The organism is Salinimonas chungwhensis DSM 16280 (assembly GCF_000378185.1).
Lineage (GTDB): Bacteria > Pseudomonadota > Gammaproteobacteria > Enterobacterales > Alteromonadaceae > Alteromonas > Alteromonas chungwhensis.
Genome location: NZ_KB899377.1, coordinates 480,934 through 506,498, shown reverse-complemented (window position 1 = coordinate 506,498; position 25,565 = coordinate 480,934). Strand labels below are relative to the sequence as shown.

The following is a 25,565-nucleotide window of genomic DNA, read 5'->3' as shown; positions in this document are numbered from 1 at the left end:
TCGTGCGAGGCTTTTCTGTCCCGCACGCCATTTTTTAAACAGTGGTAACGAATAATGAAACATCCATTACGCTTTGGAATAAACCGGTGGCTGGCCCTGGTACTCTTGATGTGCCTGCCACTACTAACACAGGCTCGAAACCTCGATGATATTGCGGTTGACGAAAACGCTGTTACCCTCAATCTTTCCGACGGGGTGAACGTATCGCTGCGATTCTTACCGTATAACAGTGTAGAGGTGGAATATCATGAACCTGGCGAAGGTAACTTACCGGGCCTGGCACTTGCGCCACAGCTTTCCCCCCAGCGCCCGGCGATTGAAAAAAATCAGTCCGGCTATGTATTAACAGCAGGTAAGGTCAGCATCAACGTTACTGCATCACCGTTTAAACTGACATTTGGCTATCAGGGTGAAGTCAAAACCGCTGAAGCCTCGGGGTATTTTAATACGGCCACTTTACGTGGCTTTCGCTTTCAGCTGAAAGCGGACGAAAAGCTTTATGGCGGCGGCCAGCGAGTGCTGGGCATGGATCGTCGCGGTCACAAAATGCCGCTATACAACCAGGCGCATTACGGCTATACCACTGAATCTGACCAGATGTACTACTCATTACCCGCCGTACTGTCTTCCTCTGATTACGCTATTTTGTTTGATAATACGGCAAAGGGCTCACTGGATATCGGCGCCAGCGAAAAAGATATTTTACAATTTTCCGCCGTAGCGGGGCGCAGAGCATATATTGTGACCCTGGGCAACTCCACCCGTGATGTTGCGACAAACGTGGTAAGTGTTACCGGCCGCCAGCCGTTGCCCTCGCGGTGGACACTGGGTAATTTCGCCTCACGATTTGGTTACCATACAGAACAAGAGACCCGCGAGGTCGTTCAACTGTTTCAAAAGGAGGATATGCCCCTTGATGCAGTCGTCTTGGATTTGTACTGGTTCGGCAAAGATGTCAAAGGCCATATGGGTAACCTGGAATGGGACAGCAATGCATTTCCTGACCCTGAGTCTATGATCGCTGATTTCAAACAACAGAATATTAAGACAATTTTGATCACTGAGCCTTTTATTCTGACGTCCTCAGCCAAATACGGTGAGGCCACTTCCGCTGATGCACTGGCAAAAAATATCGCTGGCGGCCCGAAAACCTTTGATTTTTTCTTCGGCAATACCGGCTTGGTGGATGTGTTCAGTGACGGTGGACAGGCATGGTTTTCGGCCCAGTATCAACGTTTGCTAAAGCAGGGTGTCGCTGGATTTTGGGGAGACCTTGGCGAGCCTGAGGTCCATCCTCAGGATACCCTGCATCAATGGAATGGCCAGCCTGTTACTGCTGATGAAATCCATAACGCTTACGGCCACAAGTGGGCTCAGCTGGTGTACAACACTCTGCAGCAGGCACAGCCTGAAAAGCGACCTTTTTTACTGATGCGCGCTGGCTTTTTAGGCTCACAAAGATATGCCATGGTGCCCTGGACCGGCGACGTCAGTCGCAGTTGGGGTGGACTAAAGCCGCAGGTTGAACTGGCGCTGCAAATGAGTGTTTTTGGTCTGGCTTATACTCATAGCGATTTAGGTGGTTTTGCCGGGGGAGAGGCCTTTGATGCGCAGCTATACTTGCGCTGGCTTCAGCTCGGTGAGTTTCAACCGGTGTTCCGCCCTCACGCCCAGGAAGACATCGCCCCGGAGCCGGTATTTCACAGCCAGCGGGTAAAAAATGTTGCCCGTAAGATATTACATGAGCGATATGCCATGTTGCCTTACAATTATTCTTTGATGGCAGAAAACAGCCTGACCGGCATGCCGCTTATGCGCCCGCTAAGCTTTTATCACGACTCCCCAGAATGGTTTGATCATGTCGACAGCTTTTACTGGGGTCCCTCGCTACTGGTCGCGCCGATCACGGAGCCAGATGTGAAACAGTGGCAAGTCTCTTTACCGCCGGGAATTTGGTTTGAGCGAGAAACAAACCAGCGCTATGAAGGTAATCAGCAGGTAAGCGTTGCTACCGATATCACGTCCATCCCCGTATTTATTAAAAATGGCGCGATAATCCCTAAAATTGAGGCTGTTAACAATACGGCGCAGGCTGATTTCAGCCGCCTTCAGGTGCATGTCTGGGCCGGTCAGGGATTTAATCAAAACACCTTTACTTACTTTGAGGATGATGGCGTCTCAGTCATAGCAGCTGGTGAGCCCCCCGCTTATCAGATTAAATTTAGTGTAAAGCCAGAAGATAACCAGATTGCACTGAGCGCGCAGGCAAAAGGTGAATATGATTCGATGCCTTCCTCACGCAGGATAACCTGGCATATTCATGGTTTAACCACTAAGCCTGCGGGTGTGACGCAAAATGGCCAACCTATAAATAACCAAGCTGTTAGCTGGAGCTCAAATAACCAGGTGCTGAAGATAAAACAGGATTTTAATGCCACGACAGCCGTGATAATTACTCCATGATATCTGGACAGTCACTGCATCGTAAGATGTAAGACCGTAAAATGTGGACAGACACTGCTTAATAATCAGCGGTACCCATTTCGCCACCGGGCGATTTAGGCATTGTCTTTCCCACCCGCAATATCAGTTGCAGTCTTCTACTTCTCAATTAAGGCCTTTATGAAATGGTCCAATGCAGTGGACAGTCACCGCCTCAATGCAGTAGACAGTCACTAAATCACAACCTGCAATGTCCACTTTAATTGGTAGCTTCCGTCATTATGGCATAGAGAAACAGGACTTCTAGCGATTCACCGACTCTTTTCACGGCTGAGGTTAAAAGGTGGACAGTCACTACTCGTAATATCCGGACAGTCACTAAAATCATCCACGCCCACCTTGCCATTAACCTCGGCTGTCCTACCTTAACCGCACATATCTTCTGGCCGATTTATCAACAACTTCACGGATGAACAATGAAATTACTTATCCTCTTTACCATATTCACGTTGGTACCATCAAACTGACAGCCTAATGGGGATGAGGCTTTTAATGAGGCATCCCTTAGTCTGCAAGGGCAAATGTTTGAAACCTTGTCACAAAAACCCGGGCGGTGCACACAAACCGGAATATGCAACTTAAATACCTGTACGCAGTTTATGGCCTCATTGTGGAACAGCCCGGGACTTTGAGCAGCTTGAAAGCTTTTTTGCCAACCTAAAAAAGTTACATCGCCATTGATACTGATGCCACCATACACGGTGTTACGGCAACGCAAACTGTTGGCCAACCGCTGGCACTGATAATAAATGAAAATACTGAACAGCATAAAAACTGCGGCAAACCGCATAACCATTTCTGATGTCTGAAAAGATAGTCGCACTGCTGGCCACGTTACAATCACATCGTATCTTTTGGTTTCTGCGCTTATGTTCACAGTCACACGTTGTAACAATTGCCATGGTGACGATATGAAAATTTTCTTTTAGCCTGAATATTATCCATTGAGTGGCTAATACACATTAGTCACCATATTTGTTTTTTTTCAGATATAAGGAAATAGTATGTTGAAAAAAACGTTGTTGGTTGTCGCCGCCCTTTCTTTATCTTCAGTGACATTGGACAGTCTCGCTCAGGGTAATCCTTCCTCATCACAGCCGCCTCCCCCTCAGAACCTGCGCACTTCGGTCGGCATTGGCGCCGGTATTATGTACAGCGGCCTCGGTGCAAATTTTGCGTTAGTTTCCGAGCACGATTTGAAATATGTTTCAGCAGGCTGCCGGTATGATGATGAATGCGGCTTTGGTATTGGGTGGATAAAGACCGACCTGATTGATACCGGGTCTAATAAACATGGTTTAGGCCTGTATTTTGCCAAGGTCGATGAAGAAGTATCACGCTCCAGATCAGTGTGGCAGTACGAAGACAGGGTCGTTTATCACACAGAGCGCAAGGATGTGTATGGAATTGGCGTTAGCTACACCTACTTTTGGAATGGCATTAATCAGCCGGGCGTGACCTTGGGTACCTCTGCCCATATTAAAAATTCAGATGACGACAATCGCCTGGGTGTTGGATTGCAATTGGGATATCAGTTTTAATCTGCTAAATAAGGTCACGAGATGGTCGCATAAATGGGCACCGAGTGATTTCAAAAAGGAAATATTATGATGAATACTCTTTACCGGATAGTGGTCGCACTGGCCTGTTTGGCGGCAGCGTTTACTGCGTATAGCTTCGGTCATGAAACGGGTATGTTTGTATTTGTCGTAGCCGGCTTTGCCCTTGAAGGAGCCTTCTGGCTAAAGCTTTTTCCCACTAAGAAAAAGACCCAGCCCCTTCTGTAGCAACGGTTGCGCATTGCGCCGCGGATCCGGGCTGTATCGAAAGAATAAAACCATCGGCGTGGATACTTTCACAAGTATCTCTTTGTTGATGGCCGGTTTACTAATTCGGTTGGTACTGCTTAACTTTTGCTTTAAGCGAACTTACAACAGATAGAACAGCATATCCGTTGTCAATTTCCAGACTGGGTGCTTTTTACATTGACCACACAATCATCACACGCGACTATACTGATGAAGTGCTGTATATGAAACATGCGTATCCACTGCTATTCAATCATAAGGAATGTGATAATGAAGTATTTATTGCTAGTCTTGCTCGCCAGTATCATAACCGCTTGCGTGTCAGGTCCGCCTGAGGCGGGCATCAATAAAGCATACTCGCAGAACGGTGCGATTGTAACTTCTCCATCCCAGCCGGGTTGGGTCTTGTTGGAGCACACCACCAATACAGTGGTTTTTGCCAGAGCATTGGCTGATAACCATTCAGTGGTCGCCAATACCTACTATTTCTGGATAGGTGACGCTGCCAGTGATGCCGTCTTTTTTGAAAAAATTATTGAAGGCAGAGAACAGACAAATAATAGAGAGCGCTTTAATCAGCTTGTGGTCGATTATCACGAAACCACATTTAAGGGCCAGCCATGCCTGAAATATCGTGGTGTAGCCGAGTACCAGCGCGACCCCACTAAAATTCCCGATAGCGATGACTATTTTAGTAATATCGGCTATATCTGCAGAGCCCCTTCTGATGCGGCCAGTGCGCTGTTAATGGAAGTCTCTTATCGCTCCTCATCAAAACAACTTCCCGTAAATATCGAACACATTGCCGACACCTTTTTTGCCGACATAACATTGACAGATAGCGACTAACCAGGGATACCGGGCAGCCCGCCCTCAGTCGGTTAAGAAAACATACAAAAGGATTTGATGGACTATTCAACGCATACCTGCAAACAATTTATTGCAGCATGGAAAATCGCAGATTCCCACCTGAAGGATCTGCAGCAGCATACTATTCGAACAAACCTGAACAAGCCCCCTACGGTAGTCCTTGCGGCGGGCCTGTCAGCTTACGGCAAGGCTAAGCGCTATAACTTCCTAAAATATCTCTGGCGTAATAATCGGATGGATTTTTCCCCCAGTCCTGCTGCGGGTAAACAACACTCGGGCCCCTGTTCGCATTGCTATTGGAAGATCAGTTGCAGAACAAATCGTAAACGCATCGACCATGCAATAATAAGGGGGGGTGCATTTAGCAGCGTGCTCATCAGTGTTAGTTGCACCGCTGGTAGCAGAAAACACTGGGTTAAAGAAGCCGGGCTTAAACTATCCGGCGTTTTATTGTGTATTGCCGGCTGCGTTACCAAAAAGGGGTTTCAATGACACTGGTCCAGTCCCGTCAGCAGCATTTCATTGCATTACTGATACGCTTTACCCTTTTTTTACTGTATACCATCGTTTTTTGCTTCTTCCTGTCTCCATTCACAGAATCAAAACAACTTCTGGTAGAAGTAGCCACAATCTGGCTGGTGGTTAATGGCAGCATTTTCATCTGGCTGGCGCTTTTTAATTCGGGCCATTCAAAGCTTGCTGAGCACAGCCTGAGGCTAGGTGAGAGTGGCATTACTTACTCGCGCTTTACCAAAAATTCATTTATTGCCTGGCAGAATATAGCAAGCTGGTGCATTAAGAAGGGTCTCAATGGCTCTTTTACCATTCGTGGAGAAGATAAAAATCACATCGCTTTTGGTTACTTCACATTTTCGTCACAGCAGCGCGAGCTTATCGCTGAAACGCTTCACCAGCACTGCCCGGACAAAAGACAATACTAAAACTACTGCTTTCGACAATGTTTAGTTTATCACGTTGACCAGTAACAAAACCGCGGCTGATTAACATCAGTCAGTCCTCACTTTCACTGAGCAGGGAAAGTCTTAAACATGGCACTGGAAAATCACCGAGAAACCACAGTAATGCTGCCACAGATAAACCCACTGGCGAATTAAAGTAGGGATAGCACCATCCCGGTGCCTGGCTTATCACATGGCTTATCTAAGTTTTTTGTCTATTTATCATGAATTTAAAAAATACTATCTACTGAAGCTAATTTATTTTATGGTAGCAATGCACAATCCAAATTAATCAATACACGCACAATTATCAGGAGAGCAAAGGGATGTCAGAAACTCAGCATAAGGAATCCACTGTAACGCACCCCCCCACCGGTCCAGTAGCTGACTCATCATTATCCGAGGCGCAACAACAGGCTAAAACCCACGCGCTGGTAGCTTATGTCTTTATGGTTCTGGGCTTAATCACCGGAATTTTCTGGCTGGCGGGCGCTATCTGGGCCATGGTGAAAAAGGGCGACGCGCGGGGTACGCTGTTTGAAGATCATTACGCTAATATCATTAAAACATTCTGGGTAGGCCTGGCGGTCACTATATTGAGTCTCATTCTGTCAGTTGTACTTATTGGCTACATCACGCTTTTTGCAGTATGGATCTGGTCAATTTATCGCATCATCAAAGGTCTTGCGCGGCTCACTTCCAACAAGCCGTATTATCAGTAATCGCCTTTGTAACGCCTGCGCTTTTACTGCTTACTTACGCGACTCACTGGTAAATCTTATCGTGGTAGGCTAAGGTCTACCACTACGGGAGCTTTTCTACACGAGCAACCTGTATAGCTGATTATTTTCAGGCTAAAGAACCCATTTAGTATTCCCAGTGTTGTCGGTATCGCTTTGTCGCTGCAGACAAAATATGGAACCTGTTGAACATAGCTTCCCCTTACGTCTTAACAACTCATTTTGATAGCAGAAGGAGGCGCAGCGATGGATCATCCACTTTCCTGTGAATGCAAAGGTATTCAGGGGCATGTTCGTCCCGGGGCCGTTGCCAGTCGCGTATTATGTTACTGCAAAGACTGCCAGGCCTTCGCCCGTTTCCTGCAAGTAGAGGATACCGTTCTTAATGTTCAGGGCGGAACCCATATCGTTCAGCTGGCTGCTTCGCGCGTGTTTTTTTCGCAGGGTAAGGAGCATCTTGCGGTTGTTCGCTTAAGTGAGCACGGGCTGCTTCGTTGGTATGCCAGCTGCTGCAATACGCCGATTGGAAACACTCTTCCTACCAGTCAGCTGCCCTTTATTGGGCTGGTGGATAACATTCTTAATCAGGCGGCTATACCCAAAGATTTTCCAGGCAAAACTGCTGTGGTACATACCCAGTCTGCTATTGGCCAGCCTAAACCTGAAGCTCACGGATTGTCAGGCACAATGTGGCGTTTCTTACGCATTGTGGCAAAAGCTCGTATGTCTGGCGCGTACAAGCGCTCGCCGTTTTTTACTGATGAAGGTAAACCTGTGGCGACACCCAAGGTGCTAACCGATGAGCAACGGGAAAGCCTGAAACAAGCACCGCGCTCTTCAAGGTAATAATGTTAAATGTTACGTTCATTGTGAAACCGCAGTCAATTGACCGGCAGTATCTGTGTCCCGGAAAAGTCGATCGGTCACTAACATAGAAATGAAACAGCGTCTTTTCCCTACTTTCTTCTCGTAGTCAACAAGCAGATACAATGAATGCGTTTCTCGGGCTGCTGTATGACCGGATTAGCCAGGGTATTATACTCGACTTTGACAATACCGATGAAATAGCCCAATTTACAACAGATTACCGACCCGCTTCATCAAACTAAATGACCAGGCTTCGCTGATAGTACTGGTGCGACCGATATTCCAAAGACCCTCTCGTTTGTATAAGAAAAAATCACGCTTATTACACTAAAGTTTAGTTTCTTAACCTCACTCTCTGGACTACTTTTTTAGTATCGGACTCCGCCAGGCTTGGCGACAGTGAAATTACAGGGAATGACTCATGGCCTATCAGCGTTGGCAGAATACAGCAGACAGCGAACGATTGTTAACCCCGCGACTATATCGGGTAATCTTTATCCTGCTTTGCCTTAGTGTGCTGTTCATAGGACTGCACTGGATGATGCTCTGTTTTTTACTGCCGCTAATAGTGATTCACGAAATTGCGCTGTTTGGAGCAAGAAAACCAAGCTTGTCGACAACCACCATTTGTCAACATAGTCCCTGGCAGGTGTTGCGCGCCTCAGACGGTTATCTGTATATCGGTAATCGTGCTCTGCCTTTATCCTCGATAACCGAAGTTACACTGAACTGTCACCCAAATTATGTGGCTTTGCAGTTGCCCTACAACAGGACTGATAATTTTTTTCCTGAAGTAAGATTCAGTCCTGTATATCTGCCGGCAGTAAAAGCGTTTATCCGGTTGCGTATGCCTGATTCCACAATGCGTGTTACTGAATCAACTGAGGCGATAGTATCTTCAGGTACCAAACACCCTGTGAGTTGATTACTAAAGCAAACGCGGTTGCTGGGCTAAGACTACCGAAGATCACTGTTAACCCGCTGCAACCTATAAGGTTACATAACTATATTATTATATTTTGACAGCTGTTATATGAAAGAATTCTAGGAATGGCTGGGGCTGTTGTATATAATTTGTTAAAACGCGTAAGCGCGTTATGCTGGTGCTGTTGTTACGCGACAGGGGCGCCTGGTTTCTCCGGGTACATAAGAGGGCATGCTATGTCTGTCTACCTTTGCATTAGCGGTTTTTTATTCAGCGCATATCTTATTGCCAACTTATGGGCAATGCGTTCAAACCGATTAAATCAGCCTTGTTATGTGCTAACAGACATGGATGGTCTGGTTGGGGTGCGGCATAACAGTTTGTCTCGCCTGTTTGCTGGTTTTGCTACACTGGTACCCAAGCAGCATATTCGCCGTATCCAGGTATCATCAGACTGCCTTATGCTATTTACCCACGCCGACGATTGTGTCAATATCTGGTTGTCTGACCGCTACCTGCCAATTAATGCTCACTACGCAAAAATGCTTTTCCCCCAGGCAGAGTTTATTGAGACGCCTTTCTTACCGTAAATTTTAAGTTTTACTGCCAATATTTACAAACATAAAACAGTGTATTAACGGTTTATACAACATTCGTAAAGCTAGCCTACCGCCTGACGTTTTTGCACCACTTTGGACATCCTCCCTGCCCCTCGTGATTACGTCTTCTAGCCGTATAATTGCGCCCGATTTGTAATACTCAGCTTCGGAAGATTTAGTCATATGCAAAAAACACAACACGGTTTTATTGAAGACCTTTTTGCGCTGGTCTGTGCCGGACTCTTTGTCGCTTTTGGTGTTTATCTGTTTCAGTCGCAAGACCTGATGGTAGGTGGTGCAGCCGGGCTTGCGCTGTTGGGAACCCATGCGTTACCAATGGATTTTGGGGTCCTGTTCTTTATTATAAACCTGCCTTTTTATGCGCTGGCGTGGACGCAGATTGGCAAACGCTTCACCATTAATACATTTATTTCGGTGACCACTGTATCGGTTCTGTCAGAGCAAATTCCAAAATTTGTCGATATCTCCAATGCGAACCCGCTATTTGCTGCGATATTCGGTGGTATGTTGATAGGCGTGGGTATGCTTATCATGTTTCGGCATACATCCAGTTTAGGAGGCGTAGGTATTCTGGCATTCTTTTTACAGGGAAAGTACGGCATTCGCGCGGGGATGTTTCAGCTTAGTGTAGACACCATTATTCTGCTCAGCGCACTCATTTTCATTGACTGGCCACTGGTAGTCATCTCTGTGCTGGCAGCAGTTTGTCTGAACATGGTCCTGTCACTCAACCATCGTCCGGAACGCTATGATGCAGCACCACGTGATCGCCAGCTTCATGCCGACCCTGGCGCTCAGCCACAGGGCAGTTAACCAAGTGTGTTGAAATTAAAAGGGCTGCCCGATGCAGCCTTTTTTTGTGCAAAAAAACCCGGCAAATGCCGGGTAGGAATATGAGGATGTCTTCACTGCTTGTTGGTATCTCACGCAAACCACGCGTTAAACAACGGATGATTTTTTGTTTTCACTGCCAGTGGGCAAGATGATACTGGCAAATCTCCCAACGCTCAGGCGACATAAGGATTATAGCGATAAATCAGGGTCTTTGCTGTTAGTCTTTCGGCTAATTTTTTACAGTAAAGTATCCAACAACATCATCAAAATGAAACCGCCCAGTAGTGTAAATGTGGCTAAATTCTGATTCCCGTTATTATGTGTCTCGGGAATAATCTCATCACTGATAATAAACAGCATCGCGCCGGCCGCAAATGCCAGTGCCCACGGCATCAACATTTCCAGACTGGCCACGGCCACAGCGCCCAGCAATCCGCCCACCGGCTCAACCAGTCCCGATGCAATGCCTATCATTGCCGAGCGCAGCGGCGTATAACCCACCGATAACAAGGCAACAGATACAGCAAGCCCTTCGGGAATATTTTGCAACCCGATACCAATTGCCAGCGTGACACCATTTTTCACTTCGCCACCGGCGAAACCTACGCCAACGGCCAGCCCTTCAGGAAAATTATGCAGTGTAATCGCGGTTACAAACAACCAAATCCTGCCCAGTTTGTAGGTATCGCCACCTTCACGGCCCCGGGAAAAATGCTCATGGGGCACATACTGGTGAATGATAAACAGAATCGCTGCACCCAGAAACGTGCCGCCGGCAACGGCTAAGGGTCCAGCGTGTTTCCAGGCGTAATTTTCTGCGCCATATTCCAGAGCAGGCAGCAGTAAGGAGAAAAAAGTCGCTGCAAGCATAATTCCGGCTGCCAGACTGAGCAGACCGTCTTCCATAGGACGAGACAATTTGCGGATGGTGAATACACCAAGCGAGCCAAGGGCCGTTCCTGCACTGGCGCACAAACTGGCCATAAAGCCCATAAAAACTACACTACCTGGGTCCATATTTTTCTTTTTTGCTGGTGATTATTAATATTAGCAAGGGGCATGAGTCGCCTACCGATGGCGAACAATGCGCGGAACCCTTGGCGAGACACGGGTCATTAACTCATAGGAGATTGTGTTGGCACAAGCGGCTACCTCCTCAATACGCAATTGCTCTCCCCATAGCTCAACCATGTCACCAACCTGAATCCCTGCAATATCAGTTACATCGACGGTAAGCATATCCATCGACACACGCCCGGCCAGCGGTGCACGCTGACCTCTGATGATGACGGGCGTTCCATTGGGGCAATGACGGGGATAGCCATCAGCATAGCCTACGCCTACCGTTGCGATCAGGCTGTCCTGACGAGCGCGCCAATACTCACCATAGCCGACTGCATCACCGGCTTTCACCTCCCGTAACGCAATGACGGATGCACTTAGCGTCATAGCTGGCTGTAACCGTGCCTGATAGTCAGCAGCATGAATCGGATCACTACCAAAAACACCCAGCCCTATACGATTCCAGGTACCATGCGTATCCGGCCAGCCCAGTGTTGCAGGCGAATTGGCGATACTCACTCCCAGACCGGCAGAAGCGGCCAGTGTATTAAACGTCTCGAGTTGCTGTCGGGTCGCGGTATTTTCTAAATCATCGGCACAGGCCATATGGGTTAACAGTACGCAGTCTGTGGTGAGAATATCACGGTATTGATGAAGCGCTCTCGCTGCGTCAGCAGGGGTCATTCCCAGACGGTGCATGCCAGTATCTATTTTCAGCCAGATAACCGGTGGACGCTCCGGCGTCATATTTCTTATCCAGTCGAGCTGTTGGCTATCGTGTACCACTAAAATCAGATTTTCGTCCCGGGCCTGGACACATTCTTCCTGCTGATGCGGCCCCTCAAGCACCACCAGAGGCGCGTCTATACCGGCCTGCCGCAATTTTATTGCTTCTTCGGTAATTGCCACCGCAAAAGCTGGTGCTATACCCTTTAAAATTTGCGCAATATTTACCGCACCATGCCCGTAGGCATCGGCTTTTATAACCACCATAGACTGGCTTTCCGGGGCCAGTCCATTCAGGTATTCAAAATTATTGATAATGGCATCTGCGTGGATGATAGCCTGAGTTTGTCTGCTCAACGTAATAGTGCTAAATGAAGGATTTGCCGTTAGTGGCATAGTAGCACGAAAATTATCAGGCAGAGATATCGCATAACCGTCGCCGGTAAATTATTTGCGATAGGTGGCAGGGCTGGTATTTTGGTAGGCTTAAAGACTTTATGCAGACAGTAGATACTGTCTGACTTTACGACTTAATTAACAGGTATTTCATGACAGGCAATGACGATACGTTGCTGAAGCAGCTTGATACGCTGATATCAGAAGGCAGAAACCCGGCCACAATGGCCATCGATGAAGGGACATCGCTGGAGATTGTGCGTAGCATCAACGACGAAGACCATAAGGTGGCGCCAGCCATCGCCAGGATTGCTCCACAAATTGCCGAGGCGGTGGATCTAATAGTTGCCAGCCTTAACCGGGGCGGGCGGCTCTTTTATGTCGGCGCGGGCACCAGCGGCAGGCTGGGTATTCTTGATGCGGTGGAATGTCGACCGACATTTTCTGTACCTGACTCACTGGTTGTCGGCATTATTGCCGGCGGGGAGCCAGCCGTCATGCACGCCGTTGAAGGCGCGGAGGATAACAGCGACGCGGGCTGCTCCGACCTTAAGGCTTACAATATCAACGCCAGCGACATCGTAGTGGGTCTTTCAGCCAGCGGGCGTACACCCTATGTCACCGGGGCGCTGACTTGTGCCCGTGAACATGGCTGTGCCACTGTCGGAGTAGCCTGTACGCCCGACTCGCCGGTGTTGCAAGCAGCTGATGTGGCCTTATGCCCGGTGGTGGGGCCTGAAGCACTCACCGGCTCCACGCGCATGAAATCTGGTACAGCGCAAAAAATGATTTTAAACATCCTGTCGACGGCCGCTATGATCCGACTGGGCAAAACCTACCAAAATCTGATGGTGGACGTAAATGCCAGTAACCAAAAGCTCAAAGCCCGAGCTATACGTATCGTTATGCAGGCTACCGACTGCGACGCCGCAACAGCGCGAACAGCACTTAACGACTCAGCGCAGCAGACCAAGGTGGCTATTTTAATGATTCTCACCGGGATGGATGCGAAAGCGGCCAGACAGTCACTGACACACCATAACGGTTTTCTTCGACGCGCAGCAGAGACCTCATCATGATACGACTACTTTTTCTATGGCTGGCTCTGGTTACACTCGCCCTACCGGCGGGCGCTATTACTGTGGGCGCCGCGCAACCCGATAATTATCTTCCGCTACTTCAAAATAAACGGGTTGCAGCTGTGGTAAATCAAACCAGCCAGACCAGTGACGCCCATTTGGTGGACTTTCTTTTAAACCAGAATATCAACGTTATAAAGGTAATGGCGCCTGAGCATGGTTTTCGCGGTCAGCAGGCGGCCGGAGAAACTGTCATTGACAATATGGATACTAAAACCGGTCTCCCGGTGGTGTCATTGTATGGCAAAAATAAAAAACCATCTCCTGACATGCTCAGTGATGTAGATATATTACTTTTTGATATTCAGGATGTCGGAGCTCGTTTTTATACTTACATAAGCACACTGCATTATGTAATGGAAGCCGCAGCCGAGCATGGTGTTGAGGTACTTGTGCTGGACCGGCCCAATCCAAACGGCGCGTTTATCGATGGCCCGGTCAGACAGCCAGGCTTTGCATCGTTTGTGGGCATGGATCCCTTGCCGCTGTTACATGGTATGACCGTGGCTGAGCTGGCCAGAATGATAAAAGGCGAACGCTGGATCAATGCCGCTGAAGCGTTAACATTGCATACGGTGCCGGTGGCTGATTATACGCGCACCATGCCCGTAAGGCTGCCTATCGCGCCCAGCCCCAACTTACCTAATCCAGCCGCCATCCGGTTATATCCGTCGCTGTGTTTATTTGAGGCTACCAGTGTCAGTGTGGGCCGGGGCACCGAGTATCCTTTTCAGCTTATCGGACATGATAAGATTCGTCTGGGTGATTTAACGATTACTCCCCAAAGCCGCCCTGCAGCACCCTCTCCGAAACTGGAAGGCGCTCAGCTGATGGCCCGGGATTTACGCCGCTCCACCCTGGCTGGGTTTGACATCAGTTTGCTGATTTCAACATACCAACAATTTACCGAAGCAGGTGAAACATTTTTCACCCATCCTGATTTTTTTGACAAGCTGGCCGGCACTGATGCGCTGCGAAAAGCCATCGTGGCCGGCCAGAGCGCGCAACAGATTGAGCAGCAATGGAAGGCAGATTTAGATGCATTTAAACAACGTCGGGCGGCCTATTTACTGTACCCGGAATAAATAAACCGGTTGCTTGCACTGGCGTTATCCAATTAAATGACGTTATGACTCCTGATTGTGAAAACTGACGTGTCTGAAGAAGCGCTGTATTGTGTAAAAAATCACTGGGACGCCTTCATGGATCAGCTGGAAGGGATACTAAACCCCGAACAGCTGATTAAGGATATCAGTCGTCGGCTTGCATACAGCACAGATGCCAGCTTTTATCATTTAACGCCCAGGCTGGTACTCAGGCTGAATAATGCCGGTGAAGTTCAACGTGTGCTCAGGCTGGCTTGCCGCTGGCTGGTGCCAGTGACCTTTCGCGCCGCCGGTACCAGCTTATCCGGCCAGGCCATCAGTGACTCGGTTTTACTACTGCTCAGTCCGGACTGGCAACAGTCGACCATCACGCACGATGGTAAGCGAATCACCTTGCAACCCGGCATAATCGGGGCGCAGGCAAACAAACTGCTGGCTCCCTACGGGCGTAAAATTGGCCCGGATCCGGCGTCTATTGCCACCTGCAAAATCGGCGGTATTGCGGCAAACAACGCTTCGGGTATGTGTTGCGGCGTTAAGCATAATAGCTATCACACATTAAGTGGCCTCACTTTTATTCTGGCTGATGGTACACAGGTTAATACTCAGGATAAGCATTCGGTAGCGCAGTTTTATCAAAAGCATCAAGGTATTATCAAAGAGATTGAACAATTGCGTGATGAGGTCAGGGCAAACTCTGCATTAGTTGAAACCATCCGACATCAGTTCAGATTCAAAAATACCCTCGGATATGGATTAAACGCTCTGCTGGATTTTGACGAGCCGGTAGAGATTATCAGTCACCTGTTGATTGGCTCGGAAGGGACACTTGGGTTTATTGCTGATATTACCTACCAAACGGTACTGATACCCCCACATCGTTATACTGGCCTTTATCTGTTTGAATCAGCCGACCAGGCCTGCGCAATTATTCCCACGCTGGCCAACGCCGGTGCCGACGCGGTAGAGCTGATGGATGCGCGCGCGCTGAACTCTGTCGCCAGCTTGCTGGCACCATTTTCCACCAGGCCGATTGCCCCGGATAATGTGGCGCTCCTTATTGAGCTAACTGCAGATAATATGCATGCGCTGGAGCAGGCTAAAGGCACAGTTGTCGGGGATTTCGCGCACGCCGGCTCGGTGTTACCGCTGCAACCTTTTACCGCCGACCAACAGGTTATAGATACGCTCTGGAAGATCCGTAAGGGACTGTTTCCGGCAGTCGGCGCCGTCCGCGAAAATGCCACTACCGTCATCATTGAAGATGTGGCATTTGATATTAACCGGCTGGCCGATGGCCTGCGCGCGCTGGCTGTGCTGTTTGCACGTTATCAGTATGATGAGGCGATTATTTTTGGTCATGCGCTGGATGGCAATGTGCATTTTGTGTTTACCCAGCGCTTTGACACTGCTGAACAGATTGAGCGTTACCGACAGTTTATTCATGATGTCAGCAACCTGGTCGTTGGGGAGCTAAACGGAACATTAAAGGCCGAGCATGGGACCGGGCGCAATATGGCACCTTTTATAGCACTGCAATGGGGCCATGAAGCAGCCGCGGTGATGCGCCGTATTAAGCAGATCCTGGACCCGGGTGATATTCTTAATCCCGGCGTTATCATCAATAATGATTCACAGGCACATTTGAAGCACCTCAAACAGCTTCCAGCCGTTGATCCCATCATTGATAACTGCATTGAATGTGGATTTTGTGAGCCTCAGTGTCCTTCAGCCTCGCTCACACTCACACCGCGACAGCGCATAGCGTTGATGCGCAGAGCTTCACTGCTACCTGAAGAGACCCGTCAGGAAATCGATAACGCATTTGCCTATTTAGGCGATAAAACCTGTGCTGCCACCGGCTTGTGTGCTACCGCCTGTCCGGTGGGAATTGATACCGGTGAATGGATTAAGCAACGCCGTTACAAAGCACACCCGAACGCCCTCAGTAGCATGGCCTCTGACCTGTCCCGCGCGCACAAAGTTGCCCGTGGTTTTTTACGCACCGCAGATGCACTCTCCCCGGTGATTGCAAAATCGCGCCTGAGTAAATTTACCGCTTTTTTGCATCAGGTTAATGACGCTATACCTGTGTATCCGGCCTCGACACCTTCAGCTGCCCGCGTTTGGCAACAACGCAGTAAGTCGTTTGAGGATAAAGTGGTCTATCTGGTCAGTTGCCCCAACCGAATCTTTGGCAGCGATAAGTCTTCTTATAATCTGGCCGATACAGTAGTCAGCCTGCTTAATAAAGCGCACATTGAAGTGCGCTACCCGCCTGCAATGCCATCCTTGTGCTGTGGTCAGCCATTTGACAGCCATGGCAACCAAACCGCAGCCCGCTCGTATCGCGAGTCGCTGCAACAGGCATTGGAGCAGGCCAGCGAACATGGTCGCTATACGGTGATTACAGACAATGGCGCCTGTGCCCTGAGCAGTCACAATTTTCCTGGCATCAGGATGATGGAGATGGCGCAATATCTGTATGAAGTGGTTGCCCCGCGTCTGCACATCACACCTCTGACAGATCCTGTGGTCCTGCATGTAACCTGCAGTAGTCAGCACCTGGATTCAGGAAAGGCGCTAAAAGCGCTGACCCGGATGCTGTGCGAACAGATCATCATTCCGGATCACATTACCTGTTGTGGTTTTGCCGGGGACAAGGGCTTCACCACACCGGCGCTGAACCAGGCTGCACTGGCTCCGTTACCCGCTGCACTTGCAGAAAACTGTCAACGCGGCATCAGTAACAGCCGAACCTGTGAAATCGGTCTGCGTCAGGCCAGTGGCATCCCTTACGACCATATCGTATATCTCATGAACGAAGTTAGTAAGCCTTTACAAACTTCTCGGATAGACTAATGAGCGCGTATATAACAACGCTACTGGCGCAATACGATGCTTTACACTGGCGCTGTCTGACCAAGCCGCAGCTGACACCGGATGATATCTATCCGGTAATGCAAACGCTGGCCAGACTTCCCGGCATAAAGCTGACATTACTTGGTCATTCCTATGCAGGCAGACCGATTTATCAATTGGAAGCCGGTAGCGGCGATGTTCGTATAATGGGCTGGACACAGATGCATGGTGATGAGTCTACGGCAACCGCTGCTGTACTTGACTGGTTTCACATACTGGGCCACCAGATTGATGCTGTCGCGCCCACCTCGTTGCTGCAGCGCTGCCGGCTTTGTTTTATTGTTATGCTCAATCCCGATGGTGCGCTGGCCAACACGCGACGCAACGCCCAGGGGATTGATATAAATCGTGACGCCAGAGCCTTGCAAACTCCGGAAGGTGCGCTGCTAATGCAGCAGGTAAAACGGTTTGCACCACATCTGGCATTTAATCTTCACGACCAAAATGCCTATTACCGGGCCGGGCATGCCAGCCATGCACCGGCGACCCTGAGTTTTTTTGCACCGCCTTTTGATGCCAGCCAAGGAATCGATGATAAACGCGACAGGGCCATGCACACTATTGCCAGTTTATACCAGATGCTCAGCGTGCACTTTGATGCGGGCATTGCCCGCTACGTCGATGCCTATTCTGCGCGTTGTTTCGGCGATACCATTGCCCGGCTTTGCAGTACAATCCTGATTGAGAGCGGCGCATATCTGGGCGACCCGTGCCGACAAACCGCCCGTAAAATGAATGTGGCAGCACTGCACTATGCGACGCTTAGGCTTACCGGCACTGTGGATGAAACACATCCCCCGGACTACTTTAGTATTCCTGAAAATATTGAAGATGGCATGTGTGATTTATTGCTGCGCCATGTTCAACTTGGCAGCACATCATATCGTTATTTTGCCGATGTCAGTATTAATCGGATTGCCGAGCATGCGTTGATTACCGATGTGGGCGATTTAAAAGAGCGTTGTGGTTTTACTGAACTTGCCTGTGATGACTGGCAATTACTGGCCGATCGTCCTTATCGGGTTCATCAGCCACTGACGCTCACAGATACTGTTTACAAAAAATTGCTCAGGCAAGGTTATAACCGCCTTATAGACAGCGAGGACTTACTAACTGTTCGCACTAGTCTGCCAGTGGTTATTTCCAGATGCGCTGGTGATGGCCCTGATGCGCCCGATACACTGCGCCAGAATATTCGCCCGGCGCTTATTTTTACCCGGCATGATACGCCCTGTATCGCCGTAGCAGACTGCACGGTTATTCGGCTGTAATCGCGCTAGTGGTCAGCCGGTATATCAATGGTTACCGGTGAACGACCCATAGGCGTATGAATTCCCAGCAACGTTTTTGCCAGCGAAGTAAATACCGCGCCGCGTGCCTCACCAGCCTCCGTCACCTCCACGTTATAGCCAAATGTTGCCAGTTGCACATCACTGAACGGATAAAAGTCGGCCACATTATAAGGCGCTCGCATAGCCACAAACACCGTGGTAGCGTTGCCGGTTTCAGCGGTTTTCATCAGTGTTTTCAGAAAATTGTGGCGACGTGGTAACGCGGTCCGTCGGTTTAGCGCACGTGGGTCATCCAGCCCGCCCATCTCTGCCACTGTATGCTGTGGGGTGATATCACCCACAATCAATACATCGTCTGGATACCAGGTTTGCCAAGGTAAGGTAGCCGGCGTATCCAAAAGCGCTCTGCAAGCCACCGTCAGCGTTTTATTTAGATTGCTTATTGCGCTAACTATGGCCCGACAGCGGGCAGCATCAGGCATCACAATGCGCCAGCGACCTGACTGCGAAAGCGGCAGATTGCCCTGCCCTCTGAGTAAGGTTATTGCCGCATCGGCCAGAGCTTGCTCGGTCTCCAGCGAGGCTGTGTCGGGTAACTTACTGGCAGTTTGCAGGCGTTGTGACAGCGGAGCCTTAATATAGCTGCCTACATCAAATTTTGTCTTCGTCCGCGCGATGCGTAATGCCGACGCTTGCATTGCGCCGAGCTCCTGTGCGTTTGAAGTGATTTTCCGCAGCAACGCTTTGCGTAACGTATGAAATTTGGCGATGTCACTTTTGTTGCGGATCACAAATGGCATCAGCGCAATATCCGCGCCCGCCTCAAATGTGCGCTGCAACGCTTGAGCAGGTGTAAAATAATGAGCGATGCCTGCCATATCCATGGCATCGGTAACAATCAGCCCGGTGTAACCCATCTCTTCTCTCAACAACCCGGTTAATATCTTCTTTGATAAGGTGGCGGGTATCACCTGCTTGTTGCCGTTACGGGTTTGAATGCGGGTATCATCCAGCGCCGGATACTGAATGTGCGCTGTCATTATCATTGCCGCAGAGGTACCGGAATTAATAATGTGTTTAAACGGCTGTAAATCCACGGCCTCAATCCGGCTTTTATTATGGGTGACCAGGGGTAAGCCAGTGTGACTGTCCACATGGGTGTCACCATGTCCGGGGAAGTGTTTAATCGCGCTAAGCACATTATGTGATTGCAATGCCTCAACAGTAATTGCGCCGAGCCTGGCAACATGCTCAGGAGACTCACCGTAACTGCGCACATTAATAACCGGATTGGCCGGATTAACATTCACATCTACCGAGGGCGCAAAGTTAACATTAAAGCCCAGTTGTTTCATTGATGAGGCCAAACCGCTGGCCACTTGTTGAGCAAACTGCTCATCCGCCGGCTGACCAGCTGCGCCGATAGCCATATTACCCACAAAGCGGGTTGCCATATCATCAGGAATACGTGCCACCCGGCCACCTTCCTGGTCAATAGCAATAAACAATGGCGGCAGATTATGTGCCGCCATCAGCGTTTGTAACTCATAGTTGAGATTGACCAGTTGGCGGGTATTTTCTATGTTCTGCGCGAACAGAATGACACCGCCGATCCGCCCGGTTATCAGTAACGACTTCACTGCATCCGGCAGATGAGTCATGGGAGTGCGACATTCAGCTGACGCGGTCGAATCCTCACAAAAATAGCGAAAATCCAGCATCAGCTTTTGCCCCAGCCAGGTTTCAGGCTCATCACTTAATGCGGATTGGGCAAGACAACAACACGATAAAAAAGCAGAAAACAAAAACGCTACGGTACGCATAAGCACCCGTTGTGAAGCAAAGATGGTCTGATACTACTGCACAGCGACGGAAAATTAAATGACTGGTGGCGCAGGCATCGCATGAATCGTTTGCAACAGGTATCATAAGTCATTATTGCTGGTAACACTTTTCCGACACCCCTTGATCAAGGTGTTCAACACCACTTACAACAATAAAATACAGGATTTACTACATGGACTGGCTGTCTGTTGTCCCCCCACTTGTGGCCATTGTGGTCGTCTTCTGGAAAAAAGAAGTCATCATGGCACTGCTACTGGCCGTATTGAGCGCAGAGGCACTGATTCTGTGGCAGACCTCAGGCAGCCTGCTGCTCTCGCCCATTACATCGATGGAGCGGGTGATTGAAGTCGCGGCCAGTCCGGGCAACACCCGGATTTTACTATTTTCTGTGATGGTAGGCGCCTTGCTGGCTTATATCAGGGATTCCGGCGGCGTAGCGGCAATGGTTAACTGGCTGACACGTAAAGGTATTGCTAAAAGCCGCCGTCAGGTAGGCGGGCTAACCATGGCAACCGGTATTGCGGTATTTATTGAGTCTAATCTGAGCGTACTCACCTCAGGCATATTTGCCCGCGGCTTATTTGATAAATTTAAAATGAGCCGTGCCCGCCTGGCGTATATTATCGACAGCACCAGCGCGCCAGTCTGTATTCTGATTTTGCTAAATGGCTGGGGTGCATTTGTCCTGGGCATGCTGGAGACCTATGAATTACCGACATCAGCGGTGAGTATTCTGTGGGGTACAGTACCACTGAATTTTTATGCTTTATTTACACTTGCGATTGTTATCTACACCATTGTTCGCGATAAAGTGCATGGGCCTATGGCCCAGGAAGAACGTCTTCAGCATCTGCAGCAAACCAGCCTGGACAGTGAGCCTGCCACCAAAGCGCGCTTTATGACAGTGCCTCTGTTGGTAATGGTCAGCAGTATGGTGGGATTTATGTTCTGGACCGGCAATGGTGTGCTGGCTGATGGCAGTGGCAGCAAATCGGTGCTTTATGCCACTATGCTGGCCACCGCTGTTGCGTACCTGTTGCTACTGGGCCATAAGCGATTTACCCATCATGAAGCAGTTAAGGTAGGTTTTAAAGGCATGGGTGAACTGTTGCCTCTGGTCACTATTGTGTTGCTATCGCTGACACTGGGCAGCAGCCTCAAAGTATTGGGCACAGGCGTATTTGTGTCAGGTATCGTGGGCGAATACCTGCCTGTAGTATTGATTGTGCCGATGCTGTTTCTGGCCGGCGCGATCATGAGCTTTACCACAGGTACATCATGGGGCACTTTTGCTATTCTTGTTCCTATCGGCGTGCCCCTTATCCAAACTCTCGGCCTGCCGCCATCGCTGGTGATCGCGGCTATTTTAGGCGGCGGTATTTTTGGCGATCACTGCTCACCGATCTCAGATACATCAGCGGTTTCATCGATTGCCGCTGGCTGTGACCTGCTCACCCATGTTCGCACGCAGCTACCTTATGCGCTACTGGCCGGTGGCATGACACTGTTCGCCTACTTTGTTGCCAGTGTTTTAATGATTGATTAGTACCTAGCTGGCGAAAAGCTGATCCGGGTCGGCAAAAGCTTTAAATTCCAGCGCATTGCCGGCCGGATCCCGGAAAAACATTGTTGCCTGTTCACCCGGCTGGCCTTCAAAACGCACATAAGGCTCAATAACAAATACGATATTCGCTTGCCTGAGTCGATCGGCCAGGCTTCTCCACTGTGTCATGGTTAATACCACGCCAAAGTGAGGAACGGGAACAGCGTGGCTGTCGACCGCATTCTCACCGGCCAGAGCTGGCATTTTTTCAACCTCGTGGGTAACCAGCTGATGGCCGAAGAAATCCCAGTCAATCCACTGGGTGTCACTGCGCCCCTGCTCACAGCCCATAATCTGAGAATAAAATGTTTTTGCCTGGGTAAGGTCATCCACTGGAATGGCCAGGTGAAATGGTTGCGGCATGAATACGCTCCTATAATAGTTTTTTTAGTGCAGACAGCTTCCAGCTCGAAAAAGGTGCATATCGAAGCTTCACGTCCAGCCAGAACTTACGCACCATTACCGCTTTAAGATGACTGAGTTGATCAAAGCCGGCTTTTCCGTGATAGCGCCCTATTCCACTGTTGCCTACACCACCAAACGGCAATTCCGGGTTAGTCATGAACATCATGGTGTCATTGATACATACGCTGCCTGCACTGACTGTTCGAATCACATGTTCCTCTATTTCCCGGCTACCGGTAAACAGATATAACGCCAACGGTTTCGGCCTTGCCTTTAGTGCTACCAGGCTGTCAAAGATTTGCGGGGTGGTAACAATGGGCAGTATTGGTCCGAATATTTCTTCCTGCATAAGTCCTGAGTCAGCCGCCGGGTCATCCACCAGTGTCGGTGCCATTACACATCGTTCATGATCAACCTGCCCGCCACTGATAATGTTTGCACCCTCAAGATAGCTTTCGAGTCGGTGCAGATGCCGCTTGTTAACAATTTTTCCGTAATCAGCGCTGGTCATGGGCGCTTTACCGTACTGTGCGCGGATCTCTTTAATAATGGCTGCAATCAGCGCATCTTTCACACAGGCTTCAACCACAATGTAATCCGGCGCTACGCACGTTTGCCCGCAATTCATCCATTTGCCCCACACGATCCGACGGGCAGCCACCGCAATATCTGCAGATCGCTCCACCAGACACGGACTTTTGCCACCCAACTCTAACGTTATTCCACTTAGATGCCGTGATGCAGCTTGCATTACGATTTTGCCCACGGCTTCTCCTCCAGTATAAAAAATATGATCAAAAGGCAGTGCCAGCAGATCAGTAGTTTCGTCCTTGCCACCTTCGATCACAGCGATCGCGGTATTGTCAAGATACCTGGGGATAAGTTTTTGGATAAGGCTGGACGTGGTTGGCGCGAGCTCTGAGGGCTTCAGTAGAACACAATTTCCTGCAGCCAGTGCTGCAATACAGGGGGCAAGGATTAACTGCAGCGGATAATTCCAGGCGCCAATGACCAGTACAGTACCTAAAGGTTCGGCGATAACATAGCTTTTACCGGGTTGAGCGACCAAGGGCGTCGATACTTTTCGAGGCTTTGCCCAACGTTTGAGACAGTGCAACGTATGTTTGATATCAGAGAGTAAAAAACCAATTTCAGAAGTCCAGCTTTCTGCCTTAGATTTACCCAAATCCTTGTACAGCGAGTCCTGCAGCGCATCAGACTCATCTTCCAGCAACCTTTTCAGTGCTGTCAGCTGACTCTTTCGCCAGCCTGTGTCAAGGGTTTTGCCGGTAGCAAAAGTTGCGTTAAGCTGATTAAAAACAGTCTCTACGCTTTGTTGTTCTGACACCGTGTTGTCAGATGGACGGGATGACGATTCCTGCATATAAGATATCGCTGCAATGGTAGGTCCCTGCAGTATATCAGAGCATCAGGAAGTTGAAAGAAAGTGGCGCATCAGAGCAGAATTATTCACCACAGCTTGTGAGCACAAGCTGTGGATAACTTTTTGGATAAAGTGTGATCACGCGTCGTAAGGATGACGCAAAATGATCGTTTCACTGCGATCCGGACCAGTTGAAATGATATCCACCGGTACACCCGTGATCTGTTCAAGACGTTTAATATAATCTTTTGCTGCCTGCGGCAGTGCATCGTAGGATTGCACGCCAAAGGTATTATCCGACCAGCCAGGCATTTCTTCATAAACCGGCGTAATACGGTCATAATCATCAGCTGCCATAGGCGGCACATCTTTTACGTTGCCCTGTGCGTCCTTATACCCCACGCATATCTGTAACGACTCGAGACCATCCAGTACATCCAGTTTTGTCAGACACAAACCAGTAATGGAATTAATCTGCACGGCGCGCTTCATGGCGACTGCATCAAACCAGCCAGTACGACGCTTGCGGCCAGTGGTAGCACCAAATTCATGGCCCTTTTCACCTAAATGCTGGCCTACATCGCAATCCAGTTCGGTGGGAAACGGACCCGACCCGACGCGCGTGGTATACGCTTTTACAATACCCAGCACGTAGTCAAGATTCAGCGGCCCAAAACCAGCGCCCGTGGCCACACCGCCAACCGTCGTATTTGACGATGTAACATAGGGATAAGTGCCATGATCGATATCCAGTAAGGTGCCCTGCGCACCTTCGAACATAATCGGGATACCGCCTTTATGAGCTTTATCCAGTGTATCGGTAACATCCACCACCATGGCTTTAAGAATATCAGCCACTGCCATGGCTTCTTCATACACTGTATCAAAATCAACGGCGTCTTCTTTGTAATATTCTGTCAGCGTGAAGTTATGTACATCCAACACCTCTTTCAATTTGGTTTTGAAATCTTCAGCGTTGAACAGATCACCTACACGTAAACCGCGGCGAGAGACTTTATCTTCGTAGGCAGGACCAATACCGCGACCGGTAGTACCGATAGCACGGGCGCCACGGGCTTTCTCCCGGGCCACATCAAGGGCGATGTGATAGGGCAAAATAAGAGGGCAGGCTTCGCTAATTTTGAGACGTTCACGAACAGGGACGCCTCGTTCTTCCAGCATTTTGATTTCGGTCATCAGCGCTTCAGGGCTCAGCACAACACCATTGCCGATAATGCAGGTAACATTATCACGAAGAATACCTGACGGAATTAAGTGCAAAACGGTCTTCTCACCGTCAATTACCAGTGTATGACCAGCATTATGGCCGCCCTGATAACGAACCACATATTTTGCACGGTCAGTCAGAAGATCTACTACTTTACCTTTACCCTCGTCACCCCACTGGGTGCCCAGTACCACTACGTTCTTAGCCATGAGTCGAATGCGTAAAAAAATTAGGCGGGGATTCTACCAGAGATCATCCACCCTGATCATCTGTTTTTGCGCGCAATTTGTGCACAATGCAGCGCGATTGCGGTGGTAATAGGTTAGTACAAT

Annotated in this window: 22 protein-coding genes; 16 read left to right on the top strand and 6 right to left on the bottom strand. The window is 49.2% G+C overall.

The genetic code is table 11. The features are described from left to right. The first annotated feature begins 54 nt into the window (after nt 1-54). The 11 genes from F458_RS0106675 to F458_RS0106615 all read left to right on the top strand — a co-directional run bounded on the left by F458_RS0106675 (nt 55) and on the right by F458_RS0106615 (nt 10,104). On the top strand, nt 55-2,463 hold the full coding sequence (locus F458_RS0106675; protein ID WP_018982618.1) for a TIM-barrel domain-containing protein: 2,409 nt from the start codon (nt 55-57) through the stop codon (nt 2,461-2,463). Nucleotides 2,464-3,506: 1,043 nt separating this feature from the next. Further along, nucleotides 3,507-4,043 (top strand): hypothetical protein, encoded by a 537-nt coding sequence (locus tag F458_RS19165; RefSeq protein WP_018982616.1) that lies wholly within the window; start codon nt 3,507-3,509, stop codon nt 4,041-4,043. A gap of 66 nt (nt 4,044-4,109) precedes the next feature. Continuing rightward, on the top strand, nt 4,110-4,289 hold the full coding sequence (locus tag F458_RS19160) for a hypothetical protein (protein WP_018982615.1): 180 nt from the start codon (nt 4,110-4,112) through the stop codon (nt 4,287-4,289). A 291-nt stretch (nt 4,290-4,580) separates the two neighbouring features. Next, nucleotides 4,581-5,159, top strand: coding sequence for a hypothetical protein (locus F458_RS0106655; protein WP_018982614.1), 579 nt, complete (start codon nt 4,581-4,583; stop codon nt 5,157-5,159). A gap of 57 nt (nt 5,160-5,216) precedes the next feature. Next, nucleotides 5,217-5,672 carry a hypothetical protein gene (locus tag F458_RS20855; RefSeq protein WP_018982613.1) on the top strand — a complete coding sequence of 152 codons (456 nt, stop codon included), beginning with the start codon at nt 5,217-5,219 and terminating at the stop codon, nt 5,670-5,672. Beyond that, nucleotides 5,669-6,121, top strand: a complete 453-nt coding sequence (locus F458_RS0106645; protein ID WP_018982612.1) for a hypothetical protein — start codon at nt 5,669-5,671, stop codon at nt 6,119-6,121. The genes F458_RS20855 and F458_RS0106645 overlap by 4 nt, the downstream gene beginning before the upstream one ends. Nucleotides 6,122-6,465: 344 nt before the next feature. After that, the gene (locus tag F458_RS0106640) at nt 6,466-6,861 is read left to right on the top strand and encodes a DUF4870 family protein (RefSeq protein ID WP_018982611.1); all 396 of its coding nucleotides are present in this window, start codon (nt 6,466-6,468) and stop codon (nt 6,859-6,861) included. A gap of 264 nt (nt 6,862-7,125) precedes the next feature. Then, nucleotides 7,126-7,725 (top strand): DUF6151 family protein, encoded by a 600-nt coding sequence (locus F458_RS0106635; protein ID WP_018982610.1) that lies wholly within the window; start codon nt 7,126-7,128, stop codon nt 7,723-7,725. A 442-nt stretch (nt 7,726-8,167) separates the two neighbouring features. Continuing rightward, complete coding sequence (locus F458_RS0106625) at nt 8,168-8,671, top strand: hypothetical protein (protein WP_018982608.1); 504 nt, start codon at nt 8,168-8,170, stop codon at nt 8,669-8,671. A 236-nt stretch (nt 8,672-8,907) separates the two neighbouring features. After that, nucleotides 8,908-9,261: a hypothetical protein gene (locus F458_RS0106620; protein ID WP_018982607.1), complete on the top strand. Its 354-nt coding sequence runs from the start codon at nt 8,908-8,910 to the stop codon at nt 9,259-9,261. Between the two features lie 192 nt (nt 9,262-9,453). After that, nucleotides 9,454-10,104 (top strand): YitT family protein, encoded by a 651-nt coding sequence (locus tag F458_RS0106615; protein WP_018982606.1) that lies wholly within the window; start codon nt 9,454-9,456, stop codon nt 10,102-10,104. 258 nt (nt 10,105-10,362) lie between these two features. On the opposite strand, the gene F458_RS0106610 is transcribed toward F458_RS0106615, so the two are convergent. Together F458_RS0106610 and alr are read right to left on the bottom strand one after the other, a co-directional pair. Beyond that, entirely contained in the window at nt 10,363-11,142 is a 780-nt protein-coding gene (locus F458_RS0106610; protein ID WP_018982605.1) for a ZIP family metal transporter, read from the bottom strand. A gap of 51 nt (nt 11,143-11,193) precedes the next feature. Next, nucleotides 11,194-12,309 carry an alanine racemase gene (gene alr / locus F458_RS0106605; protein ID WP_018982604.1) on the bottom strand — a complete coding sequence of 372 codons (1,116 nt, stop codon included), beginning with the start codon at nt 12,307-12,309 and terminating at the stop codon, nt 11,194-11,196. A 152-nt stretch (nt 12,310-12,461) separates the two neighbouring features. Between alr and murQ the strand changes: the two genes are divergently transcribed. The 4 genes from murQ (at nt 12,462) to F458_RS19150 (ending at nt 18,747) form a co-directional block, all read left to right on the top strand. Further along, the gene (gene murQ, locus F458_RS0106600; RefSeq protein ID WP_018982603.1) at nt 12,462-13,388 is read left to right on the top strand and encodes an N-acetylmuramic acid 6-phosphate etherase; all 927 of its coding nucleotides are present in this window, start codon (nt 12,462-12,464) and stop codon (nt 13,386-13,388) included. Beyond that, nucleotides 13,385-14,533: an exo-beta-N-acetylmuramidase NamZ family protein gene (locus F458_RS0106595; RefSeq protein WP_018982602.1), complete on the top strand. Its 1,149-nt coding sequence runs from the start codon at nt 13,385-13,387 to the stop codon at nt 14,531-14,533. Before murQ ends, F458_RS0106595 begins: the two co-directional genes overlap by 4 nt. A gap of 117 nt (nt 14,534-14,650) precedes the next feature. After that, nucleotides 14,651-17,416, top strand: a complete 2,766-nt coding sequence (locus F458_RS19155) for an FAD-binding and (Fe-S)-binding domain-containing protein (protein WP_040610156.1) — start codon at nt 14,651-14,653, stop codon at nt 17,414-17,416. Beyond that, the gene (locus F458_RS19150; protein WP_018982600.1) at nt 17,416-18,747 is read left to right on the top strand and encodes a M14 family zinc carboxypeptidase; all 1,332 of its coding nucleotides are present in this window, start codon (nt 17,416-17,418) and stop codon (nt 18,745-18,747) included. Before F458_RS19155 ends, F458_RS19150 begins: the two co-directional genes overlap by 1 nt. A 5-nt stretch (nt 18,748-18,752) precedes the next feature. Here F458_RS19150 and F458_RS0106580 read toward each other — a convergent pair whose 3' ends face one another. Continuing rightward, nucleotides 18,753-20,591, bottom strand: coding sequence for a glycoside hydrolase family 3 N-terminal domain-containing protein (locus F458_RS0106580; protein ID WP_018982599.1), 1,839 nt, complete (start codon nt 20,589-20,591; stop codon nt 18,753-18,755). Between the two features lie 194 nt (nt 20,592-20,785). On the opposite strand from F458_RS0106580, the gene F458_RS0106575 reads away from it, so the two are divergent. Beyond that, nucleotides 20,786-22,159, top strand: coding sequence for a Na+/H+ antiporter NhaC family protein (locus F458_RS0106575; protein WP_018982598.1), 1,374 nt, complete (start codon nt 20,786-20,788; stop codon nt 22,157-22,159). A gap of 3 nt (nt 22,160-22,162) precedes the next feature. Here F458_RS0106575 and F458_RS0106570 read toward each other — a convergent pair whose 3' ends face one another. The 3 genes from F458_RS0106570 to F458_RS0106560 form a co-directional block, all read right to left on the bottom strand. Then, entirely contained in the window at nt 22,163-22,579 is a 417-nt protein-coding gene (locus tag F458_RS0106570) for a VOC family protein (protein ID WP_018982597.1), read from the bottom strand. A gap of 10 nt (nt 22,580-22,589) precedes the next feature. Further along, nucleotides 22,590-24,005 (bottom strand): aldehyde dehydrogenase family protein, encoded by a 1,416-nt coding sequence (locus tag F458_RS0106565; protein WP_018982596.1) that lies wholly within the window; start codon nt 24,003-24,005, stop codon nt 22,590-22,592. Nucleotides 24,006-24,143: 138 nt separating this feature from the next. Next, nucleotides 24,144-25,442 (bottom strand): adenylosuccinate synthase, encoded by a 1,299-nt coding sequence (locus F458_RS0106560; protein WP_018982595.1) that lies wholly within the window; start codon nt 25,440-25,442, stop codon nt 24,144-24,146. Between the last annotated feature and the right edge of the window lie 123 nt (nt 25,443-25,565).